Here is a 16,518-nt window from a genome sequence, read left to right as displayed (position 1 = left end):
CGGGCCGTCATGTACGACGGCGGGCCGACATGCTAGGACCGCGCACGGCAGATGCACAGGCCCGCGACGGCCTCCCGCCCGGACACTTATCTGATGTACCGTCAGATCCATGCCGAGCCCCTCGCGCACAGGAACCAGGAAGGTCGCCGTCGTGGGGGTCGCCCTCGCCGACTGCGGCCGGGTGGAGGGCGTCACGCCCTACGCCCTGCACGCCCAGGCCGCCCGCCGGGCGCTCGCCGACGCCGGGCTCGACCGCGACGCCGTGGACGGGCTCGCCTCCGCGGGGCTCGGCACGCTCGCGCCCGTCGAGGTCGCGGAGTACCTGGGGCTCCGCCCGCGCTGGGTGGACTCCACCGCCGTGGGCGGCGCCACCTGGGAGGTCATGGCGGCGCACGCGGCGGACGCGATCGCGGCGGGCCACGCGAACGCGGTCCTGCTCGTGTACGGCTCGACGGCCCGCGCGGACGTCAAGGCGGGCCGCCGCACGGGAAACCTGTCCTTCGGGGCGGGCGGCCCGCTCCAGTTCGAGGTCCCCTACGGGCACTCGCTGATCGCCAAGTACGCGATGGCGGCCCGGCGCCACATGCACGAGTACGGCACCACGCTCGAACAGCTGGCCTCCGTCGCGGTGCAGGCGCGGGCCAACGCGGCGACGAACCCCGAGGCGATGTTCCGGGAGCCGATCACGGTCGACGACGTGCTCGGCGGGCCCATGATCGCCGACCCGTTCACCAAGCTGCACTGCTGTCTGCGCTCCGACGGCGGCTGCGCGGTGTTGCTCGCGGCCGCCGACCTCGTGCGCGACTGCGCGCCCCGGCCCGTCTGGGTCCTCGGCACCGGCGAGCACGTCTCACACACCACCATGTCCGAGTGGCGGGACTTCACCGTCTCCCCCGCGGCCGTCAGCGGGCGGCTCGCCTTCGCGCGGGCCGGGGTACGCCCCGCGGACATCGACGTCGCGCAGATCTACGACGCCTTCACCTACATGACCCTGGTGACCCTTGAGGACCTGGGGTTCTGCGCGAAGGGCGAGGGCGGGGCGTTCGTGGAGGAGGGCCGACTGCTGCGCGGCGGCGGCCTGCCGACCAACACCGACGGCGGCGGGCTCTCCGCCCAGCACCCTGGCATGCGGGGCCTGTTCCTGCTCGTGGAGGCGGTCCGCCAACTGCGCGGCGAAGCGGGCACCGACCGCCAGGTCCACCGCCCCGACGGCCACCCCCCGGAACTGGCGGTGGCCTCCGGCACGGGCGGCTGGTTCTGCTCATCGGCCACGGTGATACTCGCCCGCGGCTGAGGAGCACCCCAAAGGGGCGCGGGCCCGTGTCGACATGCGGCTCCGCCGCGCGGGCGCGACCAGCCCCGACGAACCCGCAGGCGACCGACGGGGCACCGAGGCAGCTCCGGCCCAGCGCCCAGCGTGGGGCGCACAATCGAGCCATGACGACCACGAACCGCTTCCGCGCCCTGCTCAGATCCCAGAAGGTGTGGAACACCGAACTCCCCGCCTTCGACCCTGCGGCCACGCCCGACGCCCCGCTCCCCCTCTTCCACCACTGGTTCGCCGAGGCCGTGGCCGCGGGCCAGACCGAGCCGCACACCATGACCCTGGCGACCTCGGACGACGCGGGCCGCGCCGACGCGCGCACGGTCATGCTGCACGACGCCGACCCGGCGGGCTGGCACTTCGCCTCGCACGACCTCAGCCGCAAGGGCCGCCAGCTCGCGGAGCGGCCGTACGCGGCCCTGCACTTCTACTGGCCCGCCCAGGCCCGCCAGATCCGGCTGCGCGGCCCGGTCGCCACCGCCCCGCACGCCGAGGCCCTCGCGGACCTGCACGCGCGGACGACGGGGGCGCTCGCCGCGGCGCTCGTCGGACACCAGAGCGAAGTCCTCGCCTCGCGCGCCGAGTTGACTGCCGCATCGGAGGCCGCCTGGGAGCGGGCGGCCGAGCGACCCGACGCCGACGCGCCGAGCTGGACACTGTACGTACTGGCCCCCGATGAGGTGGAGTTCTTCCAAGGGGACGCCCGGCGGCGGCACGTACGCCTCCGGTACCGGGCGGCGGAACAACAGGGGGCCTGGCTGAGGGAGTTGCTGTGGCCGTGACCGAAGAGGAAGGCGTGACCGGAGAGGACGCCGGGCTCGTCCTGCGCCCCGCGCGCCCGGAGGACTCCGCGGCGGTCGCCCGGATCTGGCACGCGGGCTGGAGCGACGGCCACCTGGGGCACGTCCCGGAGGCGCTGCTCACGGTCCGCACCCCGCAGTCGTTCGTGCTGCGCGCCCCGCGCCGCGTCGACGACACGGTGGTCGCGGTCGTCGACGGGGTGCTCGCCGGGTTCGTGATGGTGGTCGACGACGAGGTCGAGCAGGTCTACGTGGCCGGGGCGCACCGGGGCACGGGCGTGGCCGCCGCGCTGCTCGCCGAGGCCGAGCGCGTGGTGGCCGCCAAGGGCCACCGGCGCGCGTGGCTCGCGGTGGTCGACGGCAACGCCCGCGCCCGCCGCTTCTACGAACGCCACGGCTGGCGCGACGAGGGCCTCTTCGAGTACCTGGCGGCGAGCGCGAGCGGCCCCATCCGGGTCCCGTGCCACCGCTACGTGAAGCAGCTCACCGCTTCCGCGTGAAGGTGAACTGCGCGTAGTCCCGCACGGGCCGGTAGCCGATCCGCCGGTACAGGCCGTTGCTCGTGGGGTTGGCGAGGTCGGTGAAGAGCAGCACCTCACCGGCGCCCGCGGCGAGCGCGGCCCGGGTGACCTCGGTGGTGACGGCGCCCGCGTAGCCGCGGCCGCGGTGCCCAGCGGGGGTGTAGACCGGGGCGACGCGGATCTGCCCCGCCACGGGCCTGGTCGCGCCCGCCATGGACACGGGGGTGCCGTCGGGCAGCTCCCAGAGGGTGACGCCGCCGTACGCGAGCCGCGCGTCCGCCCACTGGTACGGGTCCATCAGCCGGGACTGCCCGAGGTCGGCCATGAACGCCCGGTGCCAGCTCGCCAGCAGCTCCCGGTCGCCCGGCACGGCCACGCGCGCGGCACCGGGCGGCACGGGCCCGGGCGGCGTGAGCGTGCCGAGCCGGTACAGGCGCTGGCGCAGGTTCTCCTCGACGGCGTCCCCGGTGTGCGCCTGCCAGGCCCGCGCGAAGCCCTCGGCCGCGGCGCGGTCGGACATCACCCCGGGCAGCTCTGGCGCGATCCGGGCCAGCTCCCCCGCGAGGGAGTCGAGGGCCCCGGGCTCGTCCGCCGTGCGGGGGCTGACGGCGACCCGGTGCGGCGGAGTGCGCAGGAAGGCCCCGCGCACGGTCCCGCCCGCGTCCAGGCAGCCGAAGACCGGGTCCGCGTCGCCGTACACGTGCGGGCCCCGGGTGCGGAGGGTGTCGGCGACGGTCAGCAGGGCGGTGTTGAGCGCGGGCTCGGCGTGCAGGTGGGCGCGGGCGCGGTCGAGGAACTCGGCGGGGTCAGCCGTCAGCCGCCAGCGTCCGGTGGGCACTGTGGTCATGCGGCATGTTCTCATCACGGGCGTCACGGGGGCCGAACACCGGTACCGTCACACCGTCCCCCGCCTGCCGGAACCGCACGCGCAGCGCCATGCCGATCCGCAGGTCCGCCGCCGCGCATCCCACCACCTCGGTCATCATCCGCGGCCCTTCGGCGAGGTCGACGACGGCGGCGGTGTACGGCACCCGGGCGCCGAACGGCGGCAGGTCGTTGCGGTGCACGACGGACCAGGTGTAGAGCGTGGCCAGGCCGCGGGACCGCTCCCAGGTGACGTCCTCGCTCCAGCAGTACGGGCAGAACTCGCGCGGGTAGTGGTGCGCGCGCCCGCAGCCGGGCGCGTGGCAGCGGCGGACCAGCAGGCGCCCCTCGGCGGCGGCGTCCCAGTAGGTCCTGCTGAAGGCGTCAACTTCGGGCAGGTCGAAGCGGGGTCGTCCCTCGGCGGTCACCGCGGGCACCCCGCTCCCCGCGCGAACCGGCCCTTCTCGCTCCGGCGCCACCGCCTCCCCGGCCGGCGCGTGGAGCGGCGGGCGCGGGACGTGGGGGGCCGTGCAGGGCCCTGGGGGCAGTTGGTGTCCATGCGGGGATCTCTCCTGATCAGCGGGGCCGCCCAAGTGGACCTGACGGTACGTCAGTTCAGCGCACCGGTCAGCCCGCGCGCAAGAGCCCGTCGTACGTGATCAATTCGCAACCGGTTTCGGACTTGTCCGTCACCCATCAAGTGACGGCGTGGTTACTCTCCCGTCATGGCCGACTCGAACCCACCACCCCCCAGCACCGACCGGCCCCTCCCGGACAGGCCAGGACCGGCCCGCCCCGTGTACGTCGTCGGCGGCGGCCCCGGCGGCCTCGCCGTCGCGGCCGCGCTGCGCGCCCGTGGCGTACGCGCCGTCGTCCTGGAGAAGTCCGACCGCGTCGGCGCGTCCTGGCGAGGCCACTACGACCGCCTCCGTCTGCACACCACCCGCCGCCTCTCCGCGCTGCCGGGCCTCGCGATGCCGCGCTCGTTCGGCCGCTGGGTCTCCCGTGACGACGTGGTCCGCTATCTGGAGAAGTACGCGGCATACCACGACCTGGACGTCGTCACCGGCGTCGAGGTGACCCGCCTGGAGCGCGCGGAGGGCGGGGGCTGGCTCCTGCGGGCCACCGGCGGACGGGAGCTGACCGGCCGCGCGGTGATCGTCGCCACCGGCCACAACCACACCCCGCACGTCCCCGACTGGCCGGGCGCCGACACCTTCCCCGGCGACCTCCGGCACGCCTCGGCCTACCGCGAGCCCTCCCCCTACGCCGGCAAGGACGTCCTCGTCGTCGGCGTCGGCAACACGGGCGCGGAGATCGCCGTCGACCTCGTGGAGGGCGGCGCCGCACGCGTCCGCCTCGCCGTGCGCACCCCGCCGCACATCGTGCGCCGCTCCACCGCGGGCTGGCCCGCGCAGCGCTCCGGCATCCTGTGCCGCAGGCTGCCCGTGCCGGTGGTCGACCGGCTCGGCCGGGCGGTCGCCCGCGTCAGCGTGCCCGACCTGTCCGCGCACGGCCTGCCACGCCCCGCCACCGGCCTGTACTCGCGCGCCCGCGACGGCGCCATCCCGGTGCAGGACGTCGGCCTCATCGCAGCGGTGCGCGCGGGCCGGGTCGAGCCCGTCGCCGCCGTCGAGTCCTTCGAGGGCGGCAAGGTGCTCCTCGCCGACGGCAGCCGCGTCGGCCCCGACGCCGTCATCGCCGCCACCGGCTACCGCCGCGCCCTGGAGCCCCTCCTCGGCCACCTCGGCGTACTCGACGCCCGGGGCCGCCCCCGGGCACACGGCCACCGCACCGCCCCGGAGGCCCCGGACCTGTACTTCACCGGCTTCACCACCCCCATCAGCGGCACACTCCGGGAGCTGGCGAGGGACGCAAGCAAAATCGCCCGTGCGGTGGCACGGTCGTCGACCTGAGCAGCGGGGCGAAGTCCGCTGCGGTACGGGAGCGCCCCAAAGGGGCGCGGGGAACTGCGCGACCAGCCCCAACGAACCCGCAGGCGACCAACGACCCACCGCGGCAACCCCAGCGGAGCGCCGAGGCACTCTTGGCAGCCGGCGGTTTGTGCGGTTCCGTGGAAGGGCGGGTGCCCAACCACCGCACCGGCCCCACGCGCCCCGCCGGGCGGAGCCCTGCCGTGCGCCGGACGCGGAGCCCTGCCGCGCCCCGGACGCGGGGTCCGCCGCCCGCCGGACTTTGCCCGCGGCCCCATTCCTGACAGGGCGTCAGTTCAGTAATCTGACTAAGCGTCAGTTTTAGTTCGGCACTGTCGCAGCCGCCCGCGGCCCCTCCCACCGGGCCCCGGCCGGTCCAGTCGTCGCTGTCACACAGGAGCGGGCGTACCGATGCTTGGATCGACGTACGGCACCTTCACCTCCGACCCCCGCCGCGCACGCGCCGTGGCCTGCGGCAACCTGCCCGCCGCCAGTGTCCACGGCCGTGCCGCCGCCCCCGGTGACCTGGACGTCAGCGGACGGCCGCTGTACGCCGACGTCCCCGACCTCGACCGCTTCTTCCACCCGGAGTCCGTGGCCGTCATCGGCGCGTCGGACGGCGAGGGGCGGCCCCACGCCGGCATCACCCGCAAGCTCGTCGCCTGGGCGGCACGCGTCGGCGCCCGCCTGTACCCCGTGCACCCCAGCAGGACCGCCGTCTTCGGCATCCCCTGCGTCCGCTCGGTCGCGGACCTGCCGGGGCCCGTGGACGTGGCGGTCGTCCTGGTCGGCGACCCCTTACCCGTCGTCGAGGAACTCGCCGATGCGAAGGCGAGGTTCGCGGTGGTCTTCGCCTCCGGCTTCGCCGAGACCGGCGAGGCGGGCGCCGCCGCGCAGGCCCGGCTCACCGCCGCCGTGCGCCGCTCGGGCCTGCGCCTGCTCGGCCCGAACACCAACCTCAACGCCTTCGAGGAGTTCCGCGAGGACCTTCAAGGCCCCGCCATCGCCCTCATCACCCAGTCCGGCCACCAGGGCCGCCCCCTCTTCGCCCTCCAGGACCTCGGCATCCGCCTCTCCCACTGGGCGCCCACCGGCAACGAGGCCGACCTGGAGACCGCCGACTTCGTCTCCTACTTCGCCGAGCGGCCGGAGGTCGGCGCCATCGCCGCGTACGTGGAGGGCCTCAAGGACGGCCGCGCCTTCCTGCTCGCCGCCGACCGGGCCGCCCGGCGCGGCGTCCCGGTCGTCGCCGTCAAGGTCGGCCGCACCGAGACCGGCGCCCGCACCGCCGCCTCGCACACCGGCAAGCTCACCGGCGCCGACACGGTCGTGGACGCGGCGATGCGGCAGTTCGGCGTGATCCGCGTCGACGGGCTCGACGAACTCCAGGACACCGCGGCCCTGTTGGCCCGCGCCCGGCCGCCCCGCGCCGACGGCGTGGCCGTCTACTCGATCTCCGGCGGCACGGGCGCGCACTTCGCCGACCTGGCCACGGCGGCGGGCCTGCGCCTCCCGGCCCTCCCGGAGCCCAAGCAGACCGAGCTGCACCAGTGGATCCCGCACGACCTGAACGTCTCCAACCCCGTCGACAACGGCGGCCACCCCGTCGGCGACTGGCGCGGCCGCAAGATCATCGACGCGATCCTGGCCGATCCGGCGATCGGCGTCCTGATCTGCCCCATCACCGGCCCGTTCCCGCCGATGAGCGACAAGCTGGCCGAGGACCTGGTCGCCGCGGCAGAGCGGACGGACAAACTGATCTGCGTGATCTGGGGCTCCCCCGTGGGCACGGAGGAGGCCTACCGCACGACGCTGCTCGGCTCGTCCCGCGTCGCCACCTTCCGCACCTTCGGCAACTGCGTCACGGCCGTACGCGCCTACCTGGACCACCACCGCTTCACCACCGCCTACCGCTCCCCCTTCGACGAGGCCCCGCGCACCGCTTCGCCCTCCTACCGCAAGGCCGAGGCCCTGATGCGCCCGGGCCACCGGCTCAGCGAGCACGCCGCGAAGCAGCTCCTGCGCGCGTACGGCATCCGCGTACCGCGCGAGCAGCTCGTGACCAGCGCGGCGGCGGCCGTGCGCGCCGCCGGGCAGGTCGGCTACCCCGTCGTCATGAAGGCCTCCGGGGCGCGGATCGCCCACAAGACCGAACTCGGCCTCGTCCGGGTCGGCCTCACCTCCGCGAGCCAGGTCCGCGACGCCTACCGCGACCTCACCGACATCGCCCGCTACGAGGACATCGACCTGGACGGCATCCTGGTCTGCCAGATGGTGGAGCGCGGCGTCGAGATGGTCGTCGGCGTCAGCCAGGACCAGCTCTTCGGGCCCACCGTGACGGTGGGGCTCGGCGGGGTGCTCGTGGAGGTCCTGCGCGACACCTCGGTCCGCGTGCCGCCCTTCGGCGAGGACCAGGCCCGCGCGATGCTCGACGAGCTGCGCGGCCGGGCCCTCCTGGACGGGGTGCGCGGGGCGCCGCCGTGCGACCTCGACGCCCTGGTCGAGGTCGTCCTGCGCGTCCAGCGGATGGCCCTGGAACTGGAGGGGCGGCTCGCGGAGCTGGACATCAACCCTCTGATGGTCCTCGGCCGCGGCCAGGGCGCGGTGGCCCTGGACGCCTTCGCGCGCTGCGGGTGAGCGCGGGTACGGGAGCCCTGGACGCCTTCGCGCGCTGCGGGTGAGCGCGGGTACGGGAGCCCTGGACGCCTTCGCGCGCTGCGGGTGAGCGCGCGGCACGCGGCTCAGCCCTCGTCCGCGCTGCGGAACGTGCGGCGGTAGGCCGTCGGCGTCACGCCGAGGACCGACTGGAGGTGCTGGCGCATCGACTGGGCCGTGCCGAAGCCGGACTCGTGGGCGACCTGGTCGACGGAGAGGGCCGTGGACTCCAGGAGGTGGCGGGCCCGCTCCACCCGCTGCCGGGTGAGCCACTGGCCGGGGCTCACCCCGACCTCCTCGCGGAAGCGCCGGGTGAAGGTGCGCACCGACATCGCCTCCTGCTCGGCCAGGTCGCGCAGCTGGAGCGGCTCGTGGAGGCGCCCGAGCGCCCAGGCCCGCGCGGTGGTCGTGGTCGCCAGCTGCGGCTCGGGCACCGGGCGCTGGACGTACTGCGCCTGCCCGCCGTCGCGGTGCGGCGGTACGACCGTGGAGCGGGCCACGTCGTTGGCGACGGCCGCGCCGTGGTCGCGGCGCACCACGTGCAGGCACAGGTCGATGCCCGCGGCGACCCCGGCGGAGGTGAGCACGTCGCCGTCGTCGATGAACAGCACGTCCGCGTCGACCTCGATCCGCGGGAAGAGCCGCTGGAAGTGCTCCGCGTGCGCCCAGTGCGTGGTCGCCGGGCGGCCGTCCAGGAAGCCCGCCGCCGCCAGGACGTAGCCGCCCGTGCAGATCGACACCATGCGGGTGCCGGGCCGCAGGCGGGCGAAGGCCGCGGCCAGCTCCTCCGTGAGGCGGCCCTCCTCGTACACGGGCCCCAGCTCGTGCGATGCGGGCACCACGACCGTGTCGGCCGTCGCGAGCGCCTCCGGCCCGTGCTCGACGACCACGGCGAAGTCCGCGTCCGTGCGCACCGGCCCGGGCGGCCGCGCGGAACAGGTCACGACCTCGTACAGGCGCCGCCCACCGGCATCGCGCGCGCGGCCGAAGATGCGCTGGGGGATGCCCAGTTCGAAGGGGATGACACCGTCCATGACGAGGACGGCGACGCGGTGCGGGCCGGGTGCCCGCCGCTTCCGCCCGCCCCCGCGTACCCGCTGCTCGGCCATGGCCCGATCCTAGCGAACGCTGTCCCTCCGGCCACTCGATCGCCCCATGCCCGCACCCGATCCTGGCTGACGTGACCCAGACAACCGAGACCTCCGCCCGGGCGGACGGCACCGAGCCCACCGAGCGCCCGGGACGGCGCGCGCCCCGCGTCCACCGTGCCTGGTTCGTCGCCGCCGTCACCTTCGTGACGATCATCGGCGGCGCGGCCTTCAACTCTTTGCCCGGGCTGCTCATCGACCCCCTGCACGAGGAGTTCGACTGGTCCCGGGGCGAGATCGGTTTCGCGGTCTCCGTCGACATGGCGCTGTACGGGCTCACCGCGCCGTTCGCCGCCGCGCTCATGGACCGCTTCGGCATCCGCAAGGTCGTCGTGAGCGCCCTCGGCCTGGTCGCGGCGGGCGCGCTGCTCAGCGTGTGGATGACCGCGAGCTGGCAGCTGATGCTCTACTGGGGCCTCCTGGTGGGCCTCGGCACCGGATCCATGGCGCTCGCCTTCTCCGCGACCGTCACCAACCGCTGGTTCGTGAAGCGGCGCGGCCTGGTCACCGGCGTCCTGACGGCCGCGGGCGCCTCCGGCCAGCTGGTGTTCCTGCCGCTGTGCGCGTGGATCGTGGACGAGCACGGGTGGCGGCCGGCGTCCGTGACGGTCGCGCTCGCCGCGCTCGTCGTCGTGCCGTTCGTGTGGCTGCTCCTGCGCGACCACCCCGCGGACGTCGGACTCGCCCCGTACGGCGGGCAGTTCACACCCAAGCCGGAGCCGGCGCGGGGCGCCGCCGCGCGCACCGTCCGGGTGCTCTTCGACGCGGCCCGCACCGGCCCCTTCTGGCTGCTCGCGGGGACCTTCGCCATCTGCGGGGCATCCACCAACGGGCTCGTCCGCACCCACTTCGTGCCGTCCGCGCACGACCACGGCATGCCGGTCACCGCCGCGGCCTCGCTGCTCGCCGTCGTCGGCGTCTTCGACGTCGTGGGCACGATCGCCTCCGGCTGGCTCACCGACCGCTTCGAGGCCCGCCGCCTCCTCGCCGTCTACTACGGCCTGCGCGGCATCTCGCTGGTATTCCTGCCGATCCTCCTCGCGCCCAGCGTCCACGTGCCGATGCTGTTCTTCATCGTCTTCTACGGGCTCGACTGGGTGGCCACAGTGCCGCCCACGCTCGCGCTGTGCCGCGAGCACTACGGGGCCGACAGCGCGATCGTCTTCGGCTGGGTGCTCGCCTCGCACCAGGTCGGGGCGGCGCTCGTGGCATTCCTCGGCGGCGTGGCCCGGGACGTCTTCGGCTCGTACGACGTGGTCTGGTACGCCTCCGGCGCCCTGTGCGCGGCGGCGGCCCTGATGTCCCTCGTGATCCGGCGCGGCACATCCGCGGTGTGAGGCTCAGCCCAGCCGGCCCCGGTGGAAGAGCAGCGGGGCCGCCTCCCGGTCCGCCGCGTCCAGGGCCTCCACCCGGCCGACCACGATGAGGTGGTCGCCTCCGGTGTGCACCGCGTGCACGGTGCAGTCGATCCACGCCGGTACGCCCGCGAGGCGCGGGGAGCCCGTCACGGGTGCGGCGTCGTAGGAGACCCCCGCGAACTTGTCGGCGCCGCTGACCGCGAACGCCCGGCACAGGTCCGCCTGGTCCGCGCCCAGGATGTTGACGCAGAAGACGCCCGCGCGGGCGATGCGCGGCCACGTCGTGGACGTACGGCCCACCATGAAGCAGACCAGGGGCGGGTCCAGGGAGAGCGAGGAGAAGGACTGACAGGCGAAGCCCGCGGGCGCGTCACCAGGGGCCGTCACCACGGTCACGCCGGTCGCGAAGGTACCGAGCACACGGCGGAACTCGGCCGCGTCGAGCGGCGCGCGCTCCCCCTCACGAACGGCCCGCAGCCGGGGCCGCGGCACGGCGTCGACCGCCACCGCCGTCGGGGCCCCCACCGACCTGAGGTAGCGCACGACCGTGGCCGCCATTCCCGCGTGTCCCATCACGCCCCCCATTGAAGCTGACGGCCCGTCAGATTGGAAGAGGCGGTCCCCAGGGAGCCCCAAAGGGGCGCGGGGAACTGCGCGACCAGCCACGACGAACCCGCGGACGCACACCTGGCAAAGCGCTCAACGCCCCTCGAAGGTGGGGGAACGGCGCTCCAAAAAGCTGGCGACGCCCTCCCGCGCGTCCCGGGTACCCATGTTGATCTCCTGGGCGGAGGCCTCCGCGGCCAGCGCGGAGGCACGCCCGGACTCCAAGGACGCGTTGACAAGCTGCTTGGTGAGAGCGAGAGCCCGGGTGGGCCCGCAGGCCAGCCGCTCCGCCCAGGCCCGGGCGGTCTCCTCCAGGTCGCCGTCCGGCACGACCCGGTTGACGAGCCCGAGGCGCCCCGCGTCGGCCGCGCCGAGCGCGTCGCCGAAGAACATCAGCTCCTTCGCGCGCTGGGGCCCGACGAGGCGCGGAAGCAGATAGGCCCCGCCGCCGTCCGGCACGAGCCCCCTGCGCACGAACACCTCGATGAACGCGGCCGATTCGGCGGCGAGCACCAGATCGCAGGCCAGGGCCAGATGGGCCCCGAGCCCCGCGGCGGTGCCGTTCACGGCGGCGACCACGGGCTTCTCGCAGTCGAGGACGGCGGTGATCAGCCGCTGGGCGCCGTCCCGCAGCGTGCGGGCGATGTCGCCCGCGACACGCTCGCCCCCGGCCCCCGCCCCGCGCAGGTCCGCGCCGGAGCAGAAGGCCCCGCCGCTGCCGGTGAGGACGACGGCCCGGGTGTCCGGGGCGCGGGAGGCCTCGTCCAGCAGGCCGACGAGGTGGTCCCGGTCGGCCGGGGCGAGCGCGTTGCGCACCTCGGGCCGGTCCAGGGTGATCCAGGTGACGTGGCGCCTGGTGGTGTGGTGGATCCGGGGTCCGGCCATGGGGTTCCTCTCTGGGGGGGGGCGAGGGTCGGCTGGGGCAGGGGGGCCGGGCCGCTTCAGAACACCACCACCGCCCGCGCCACCCGCCCCGCCTCCGCGTCCGCGCGGGCGCGGGGGAAGTCCTCCACCGCGTACGTACGCGTCACCAGCTCGTCGAGCAGCAACCGCCCCGCCAGGTAAAGCTCCGCGTACAGCGCGAAGTCCCGCTGCGGCCGCGCCGACCCGTACCGGCAGCCGAGGATCGACTTGTCCAGGAACAGCGACGCGACGACGAAGGACGCCTCGGCGGCGGCGGGCGGCATCCCGAGGAGCACCGCCTGCCCGTGCCGGTCCAGCAGGTCCACGGCCTGCCGCACCAGGTCCACCCGGCCCACGCACTCGAAGACGTGGTCCGCGCCGGCCGGCAGGACCTGGGCCACACCCTCCGCCGCGGTCAGGAAGTGCGTGGCGCCGAACCGCCGCGCGGCCTCCTCCTTGGCCGGGTTCGCGTCGACGGCCACGACCGGCCGCGCGCCCGCGATCCGCGCGCCCTGGAGCACGTTGAGCCCGACGCCCCCGGCGCCGATGACGACGACGGAGTCCCCGTACGCGACCTTCGCCCGGTTGAGGACCGCGCCGACCCCTGTGACCACCGCGCAGCCGATGAGCGCGGCGGACGGCAGCGGGATCTCCTTGGGGATCCGCACGGCCTGCACGGCCTTGACGAGGGTGCGCTCGGCGAAGGAGGAGTTCGCCGCGAACTGGTACAGCGGCGCCCCGCCCCGCGTGAACGGCTGCCGGGGCATCCCGATCGCCTTGCGGCACATGGTGGGCCGCCCTCGGTGGCACTCGGCGCACGCCCCGCAGTTCGCGATCGTCGACAGGGCCACGTGGTCCCCGGGCACGACGTGCGTGACGCCGGGCCCCACGGCCTCCACGACACCCGCGCCCTCGTGCCCGAGCACCACGGGCACCGGGAACGGGATCGTCCCGTCGAGCACCGAGAGGTCGCTGTGGCAGAGCCCGGCCGCCGCGACGGCCACCAGGACCTCGCCGGGCCCCGGGTCCCGCACCTCCAGATCGTCGACGACCTCCACGCTCCGCCCGTCGAACACCACGCCCCTCATCGCACACCCCTCACCGAGGCCCCCGGGCCTCTCTCGGCAGGCCGAGCACCCGCTCGGCGATGATGTTCCGCTGGATCTCGTCGGAGCCGCCGTAGATCGTGTCGGCGCGCGAGAAGAGGAAGAGCCGCTGGGCCGCGTCGAGTTCGTAGGGCGCCCCCGCGGACCAGTCGCCGGGCCCCGCGGCGCCGAGCGCCCCGCGCACCCGCACCGCCAGCTCCCCGAGCCGCTGGTGCCAGCCGCCCCACAGGAGCTTCGCGACGCTGGGCGCGCCGGGCTCACCACCGCCCAGGGTCCGCAGCGCGTTCCACCGCATGACCCGCAACTCCGCCCACAGCCGCACCAGTTGCTCGCGCAGGACCGGGTCGTCAACGGCCCCGGCGCGCACGGCGTCCCGTACGACACCCGCCAGCTCCTCGGCGAAGCCGATCTGCTGGGCGAGCGTCGACACGCCGCGTTCGAAGCCGAGCAGCCCCATCGCGACGCGCCACCCCGCCCCCTCGCCGCCGACGACGTGCTCGGCACGCGCGCGCGCCCCGTCGAAGAACACCTCGTTGAACTCGGCCGTCCCGGTCAGCTGCCGGATCGGCCGCACCTCGATCCGCCCCGGCTGGTCCATCGGCACCAGCAGGAACGAGAGCCCCTCGTGCCGCCGCGCCCCGGCGGGCCCGGTGCGCGCGAGCACGAAGCACCAGTCGGCCTCGTGCGCGAGCGAGGTCCAGACCTTCTGGCCGGTGATCCGGTACGTGTCCCCGTCGCGCTCGGCGAGTGTGCGGACGCCCGCGAGGTCGGAGCCCGCGCCCGGCTCGCTGTAGCCCTGGCACCACAGGGCCTGCCCGCGCGCGATGGCCGGCAGGAAGGCGTTCTGCTGCTCCCGGCTCCCGTACGCGAGCAGCGTCGGCGCCAGCAGCTTCTCGCCGATGTGGCCGCAGCGCCCGGGCGCCCGCACGCGCGCGTACTCCTCGGCCCACACGACCTGCTGGGTGAGTGAGGCCGTACGGTTGCCGTACGCGCCCGGAGCCGTGTCCCAGCCGATGCCGATCCACCCGCCGCGCCCCAACTCCCGCTCCCACTCCCGGCGCAGGCCGGGGCCCTCGTGCTCGCCGCCGGGCCCGCCGCGCCCCGCCGCCCCGGCGAAGTCGCCGGTCAGACGCGCGCCCAGCCACTCCCGCGCCTCGGCCCTGAACTCCTCGTCCTCGGGCCCGAATGCGAAGTCCACGGCCGGGCCTAGGCGGTGGGGCCGGAGCCGGACCGGCCGGGCGCCGGGCCGGGCGGGGCAGCCGGCCCCGCGTTGGGCCGGGCGCCCTGTGCCGCCGCCCGCGCCATCGCCTCCACCCGCTCCAGGAGCGGCATCGGATCGGTGCCGACCGTGCCGGGCAGGACGTCCGCGATCCGCTCAGGCGTCCAGCCGCCGTCGGCGTACGCGGCCCGCAGCTCGCGCGGCTGCGCCCACACCGCGATCTTGGGCCCGGCGACGGTGTACACCTGCCCGGTGATCCGCTCCCGTCTGGCCCGCTCGCTCAGCAGGTACACCACGAACGCGGCCACGTCCTCCGGCTCGCCGATCTCCGTCAGCTCCATGGGGACGTTCGCCGACATCCGGGTGCGCGCCACCGGCGCCACCGCGTTGGCCGTCACGCCGTACTTGTGCAGGCCGAGCGCGGCGCTGCGCACCAGCGAGATGATCCCGCCCTTGGCCGCGCTGTAGTTGGCCTGCGCCACCGAGCCCTGGTGGTTGCCGCTGGTGAAGCCGACGAGGGTGCCGGAGCGCTGGGCGCGCATCACGGCGGACGCGGCCCGGAAGACGGTGAAGGTGCCCTTCAGGTGCGTGGCGAGCACCGGGTCCCACTCCCGCTCGGTCATGTTGAACAGCATCCGCTCGCGCAGGATCCCGGCGACGCACACCGCCCCGTCGAGCCGCCCGAACGCGTCGCGGGCCACGTCGACGACGCGCTGCCCGCCCGCCATGGTGGAGATGTCGTCGGCGACGGCCACCGCCTCGCCCCCGGCCGCCTCGATCTCCTTGACCACGGCGTCGGCTATCTCGCTCGCGGGCTCCCCGCCCGCCACGGAGACCCCGTAGTCATTGACGACGACCTGGGCACCCTCGGCCGCCGCGGCGAGGGCGACGGCCCTGCCGATGCCGCGTCCGGCGCCCGTCACGGCGACCACCTTGCCTGCCAAGAAGTTCCCCACACCGGCCCCTTCCCGCGGTTTCTGACGGACCGTTAGATTCTATGGCCCGTCGGACACGAATGGACAAGCCCCGGGGAGGACCCATGTCGGCTTCGCTGCGCGGACCGGACCTGCCGGCCATGCCGCCCGAGTTCCACCGGCTCGCCGAGCGCGTCAACAACTGGGGCCGCTGGGGCGCCGACGACGAACTGGGCACCCTGAACCTGATCACCGACGAGGTCGTGCGCGAGGCCGCGGCCACCGTGCGCACGGGCCGCCGCGTGCCGCTCGCCCTTCCGCTGCGCCATGACGGCGTCCAGGCGGGCCTGATCCCCGGCCGGGTCAACCCGTTGCACACGATGGTGCAGATCAACCAGCGCCTCTTCGGCCCCGGCACGGTCGCGACCAGCGACGACGCGGTCACCATGGGGCTCCAGGCGGCCACCCACTGGGACGCGCTCCCGCACGCCTCGCACTCGGGCCTGCTCTACAACGGCCGCCCCGCCGACAGCGTCACCGCCCACGAGGGCGCCCGCTTCAGCGGCATCGAGAAGGTCCCGCACCTCGTCTCGCGCGGCGTCCTGCTCGACGTGGCACGCGCCCACGGCCTCGGCCGGCTGCCCGGCGACCACGCGGTCACGCCCGAAGACCTGTCCCTGGCCGAGGAGTTCGGCCGGGTCACCGTGCGCCCCGGGGACGTCGTCCTCGTCCGCACGGGCCAGATCCAGCTGTATCTGGCGGGCGACAAGCACGCGTACGCACTGCCGTCGCCCGGGCTCTCCTGCCGCGCCCCGGAGTGGTTCCACGCGCGGGACGTGGCGGCCGTCGCCAACGACACCCTCACCTTCGAGATCTTCCCGCCGGAGATCGAGAACCTGTGGCTGCCGGTGCACGCCCTGCACCTGGTGGAGATGGGCATGCTCCAGGGCCAGAACTGGAATCTCGAAGAGTTGTCCACAGCCTGTGGAGAAGAGGGGCGCCACGGCTTCCTGCTCGTGGCGATGCCCGAGCCGTTCACGGGCGCGACGGGCACCCCGGTGGCACCGGTCGCCGTCTTCTGACCCCGCACGGAGTTCGGGTGGCGGCGCGTCGGCGCTCCGCCCCGAGCGCATGACCGCGCGCCGCCATCCGGCTCCGGCGTACGA

At 74.9% G+C, this 16,518-nt stretch carries 15 protein-coding genes; 7 read left to right on the top strand and 8 right to left on the bottom strand.

Features of this window, described 5'->3' with window-relative positions; all coding sequences use genetic code 11:
* Positions 1 to 109: 109 nt before the first annotated feature.
* From AC07GB_RS26445 to AC07GB_RS26435, 3 genes are all read left to right on the top strand, one after another.
* A complete protein-coding gene (locus AC07GB_RS26445) occupies positions 110 to 1,294 on the top strand; it encodes a thiolase C-terminal domain-containing protein (RefSeq protein WP_478849568.1) in 1,185 nt (394 codons plus the stop codon).
* A gap of 143 nt (positions 1,295 to 1,437) precedes the next feature.
* Complete coding sequence (locus AC07GB_RS26440; protein WP_478849566.1) at positions 1,438 to 2,106, top strand: pyridoxine/pyridoxamine 5'-phosphate oxidase; 669 nt, start codon at positions 1,438 to 1,440, stop codon at positions 2,104 to 2,106.
* Positions 2,103 to 2,624 carry an N-acetyltransferase family protein gene (locus AC07GB_RS26435; RefSeq protein WP_478849565.1) on the top strand — a complete coding sequence of 174 codons (522 nt, stop codon included), beginning with the start codon at positions 2,103 to 2,105 and terminating at the stop codon, positions 2,622 to 2,624. The genes AC07GB_RS26440 and AC07GB_RS26435 overlap by 4 nt, the downstream gene beginning before the upstream one ends.
* On the opposite strand, the gene AC07GB_RS26430 is transcribed toward AC07GB_RS26435, so the two are convergent.
* Complete coding sequence (locus AC07GB_RS26430; protein ID WP_478849564.1) at positions 2,608 to 3,492, bottom strand: GNAT family N-acetyltransferase; 885 nt, start codon at positions 3,490 to 3,492, stop codon at positions 2,608 to 2,610. The two genes, AC07GB_RS26435 and AC07GB_RS26430, sit on opposite strands and share 17 nt — an antisense overlap.
* On the bottom strand, positions 3,452 to 3,937 hold the full coding sequence (locus AC07GB_RS26425) for a Zn-ribbon domain-containing OB-fold protein (protein ID WP_478849563.1): 486 nt from the start codon (positions 3,935 to 3,937) through the stop codon (positions 3,452 to 3,454). The genes AC07GB_RS26430 and AC07GB_RS26425 overlap by 41 nt, the downstream gene beginning before the upstream one ends.
* 297 nt (positions 3,938 to 4,234) lie before the next feature.
* On the opposite strand from AC07GB_RS26425, the gene AC07GB_RS26420 reads away from it, so the two are divergent.
* Positions 4,235 to 5,425 carry a flavin-containing monooxygenase gene (locus AC07GB_RS26420; RefSeq protein WP_478849561.1) on the top strand — a complete coding sequence of 397 codons (1,191 nt, stop codon included), beginning with the start codon at positions 4,235 to 4,237 and terminating at the stop codon, positions 5,423 to 5,425.
* A gap of 429 nt (positions 5,426 to 5,854) precedes the next feature.
* The gene (locus AC07GB_RS26415; protein WP_478849559.1) at positions 5,855 to 8,080 is read left to right on the top strand and encodes an acetate--CoA ligase family protein; all 2,226 of its coding nucleotides are present in this window, start codon (positions 5,855 to 5,857) and stop codon (positions 8,078 to 8,080) included.
* Between the two features lie 104 nt (positions 8,081 to 8,184).
* On the opposite strand, the gene AC07GB_RS26410 is transcribed toward AC07GB_RS26415, so the two are convergent.
* Positions 8,185 to 9,207 (bottom strand): GlxA family transcriptional regulator, encoded by a 1,023-nt coding sequence (locus AC07GB_RS26410; RefSeq protein ID WP_478849557.1) that lies wholly within the window; start codon positions 9,205 to 9,207, stop codon positions 8,185 to 8,187.
* Between the two features lie 71 nt (positions 9,208 to 9,278).
* Here AC07GB_RS26410 and AC07GB_RS26405 point away from each other — a divergent pair, with 71 nt between their 5' ends.
* Entirely contained in the window at positions 9,279 to 10,583 is a 1,305-nt protein-coding gene (locus tag AC07GB_RS26405) for an MFS transporter (protein WP_478849556.1), read from the top strand.
* 3 nt (positions 10,584 to 10,586) lie between these two features.
* Here the strand turns inward: AC07GB_RS26405 and AC07GB_RS26400 are convergent, their stop codons facing one another.
* From AC07GB_RS26400 to AC07GB_RS26380, 5 genes are all read right to left on the bottom strand, one after another.
* Positions 10,587 to 11,177: a flavin reductase family protein gene (locus AC07GB_RS26400; RefSeq protein WP_478849554.1), complete on the bottom strand. Its 591-nt coding sequence runs from the start codon at positions 11,175 to 11,177 to the stop codon at positions 10,587 to 10,589.
* A 126-nt stretch (positions 11,178 to 11,303) separates the two neighbouring features.
* Complete coding sequence (locus tag AC07GB_RS26395) at positions 11,304 to 12,095, bottom strand: enoyl-CoA hydratase/isomerase family protein (protein WP_478849553.1); 792 nt, start codon at positions 12,093 to 12,095, stop codon at positions 11,304 to 11,306.
* A 56-nt stretch (positions 12,096 to 12,151) separates the two neighbouring features.
* Complete coding sequence (locus AC07GB_RS26390) at positions 12,152 to 13,201, bottom strand: alcohol dehydrogenase catalytic domain-containing protein (RefSeq protein ID WP_478849551.1); 1,050 nt, start codon at positions 13,199 to 13,201, stop codon at positions 12,152 to 12,154.
* A 10-nt stretch (positions 13,202 to 13,211) separates the two neighbouring features.
* Complete coding sequence (locus tag AC07GB_RS26385) at positions 13,212 to 14,417, bottom strand: acyl-CoA dehydrogenase family protein (protein ID WP_478849549.1); 1,206 nt, start codon at positions 14,415 to 14,417, stop codon at positions 13,212 to 13,214.
* Positions 14,418 to 14,425: 8 nt separating this feature from the next.
* On the bottom strand, positions 14,426 to 15,394 hold the full coding sequence (locus tag AC07GB_RS26380; protein ID WP_478849547.1) for an SDR family NAD(P)-dependent oxidoreductase: 969 nt from the start codon (positions 15,392 to 15,394) through the stop codon (positions 14,426 to 14,428).
* Between the two features lie 83 nt (positions 15,395 to 15,477).
* Between AC07GB_RS26380 and AC07GB_RS26375 the strand changes: the two genes are divergently transcribed.
* Positions 15,478 to 16,434: a cyclase family protein gene (locus tag AC07GB_RS26375; RefSeq protein ID WP_478849545.1), complete on the top strand. Its 957-nt coding sequence runs from the start codon at positions 15,478 to 15,480 to the stop codon at positions 16,432 to 16,434.
* Positions 16,435 to 16,518 lie beyond the last annotated feature (84 nt).

The sequence above is a fragment of the Streptomyces sp. NPDC045778 genome, assembly GCF_056431945.1.
Note: the sequence above shows the minus strand (reverse complement) of the source record. Positions and strands in the feature narration are given on the sequence as shown.

Excerpts from the sequence above, each read along its gene's own strand:
- AC07GB_RS26445 (WP_478849568.1), top strand. The coding sequence starts at position 110 with ATGCCGAGCCCCTCGCGCACAGGAACCAGGAAGGTCGCCGTCGTGGGG.
- AC07GB_RS26440 (WP_478849566.1), top strand. The coding sequence starts at position 1,438 with ATGACGACCACGAACCGCTTCCGCGCCCTGCTCAGATCCCAGAAGGTG.
- AC07GB_RS26430 (WP_478849564.1), bottom strand. The coding sequence starts at position 3,492 with ATGACCACAGTGCCCACCGGACGCTGGCGGCTGACGGCTGACCCCGCC.
- AC07GB_RS26420 (WP_478849561.1), top strand. The coding sequence starts at position 4,235 with ATGGCCGACTCGAACCCACCACCCCCCAGCACCGACCGGCCCCTCCCG.
- AC07GB_RS26415 (WP_478849559.1), top strand. The coding sequence starts at position 5,855 with ATGCTTGGATCGACGTACGGCACCTTCACCTCCGACCCCCGCCGCGCA.
- AC07GB_RS26410 (WP_478849557.1), bottom strand. The coding sequence starts at position 9,207 with ATGGCCGAGCAGCGGGTACGCGGGGGCGGGCGGAAGCGGCGGGCACCC.
- AC07GB_RS26400 (WP_478849554.1), bottom strand. The coding sequence starts at position 11,177 with ATGGGACACGCGGGAATGGCGGCCACGGTCGTGCGCTACCTCAGGTCG.
- AC07GB_RS26395 (WP_478849553.1), bottom strand. The coding sequence starts at position 12,095 with ATGGCCGGACCCCGGATCCACCACACCACCAGGCGCCACGTCACCTGG.
- AC07GB_RS26390 (WP_478849551.1), bottom strand. The coding sequence starts at position 13,201 with ATGAGGGGCGTGGTGTTCGACGGGCGGAGCGTGGAGGTCGTCGACGAT.
- AC07GB_RS26375 (WP_478849545.1), top strand. The coding sequence starts at position 15,478 with ATGTCGGCTTCGCTGCGCGGACCGGACCTGCCGGCCATGCCGCCCGAG.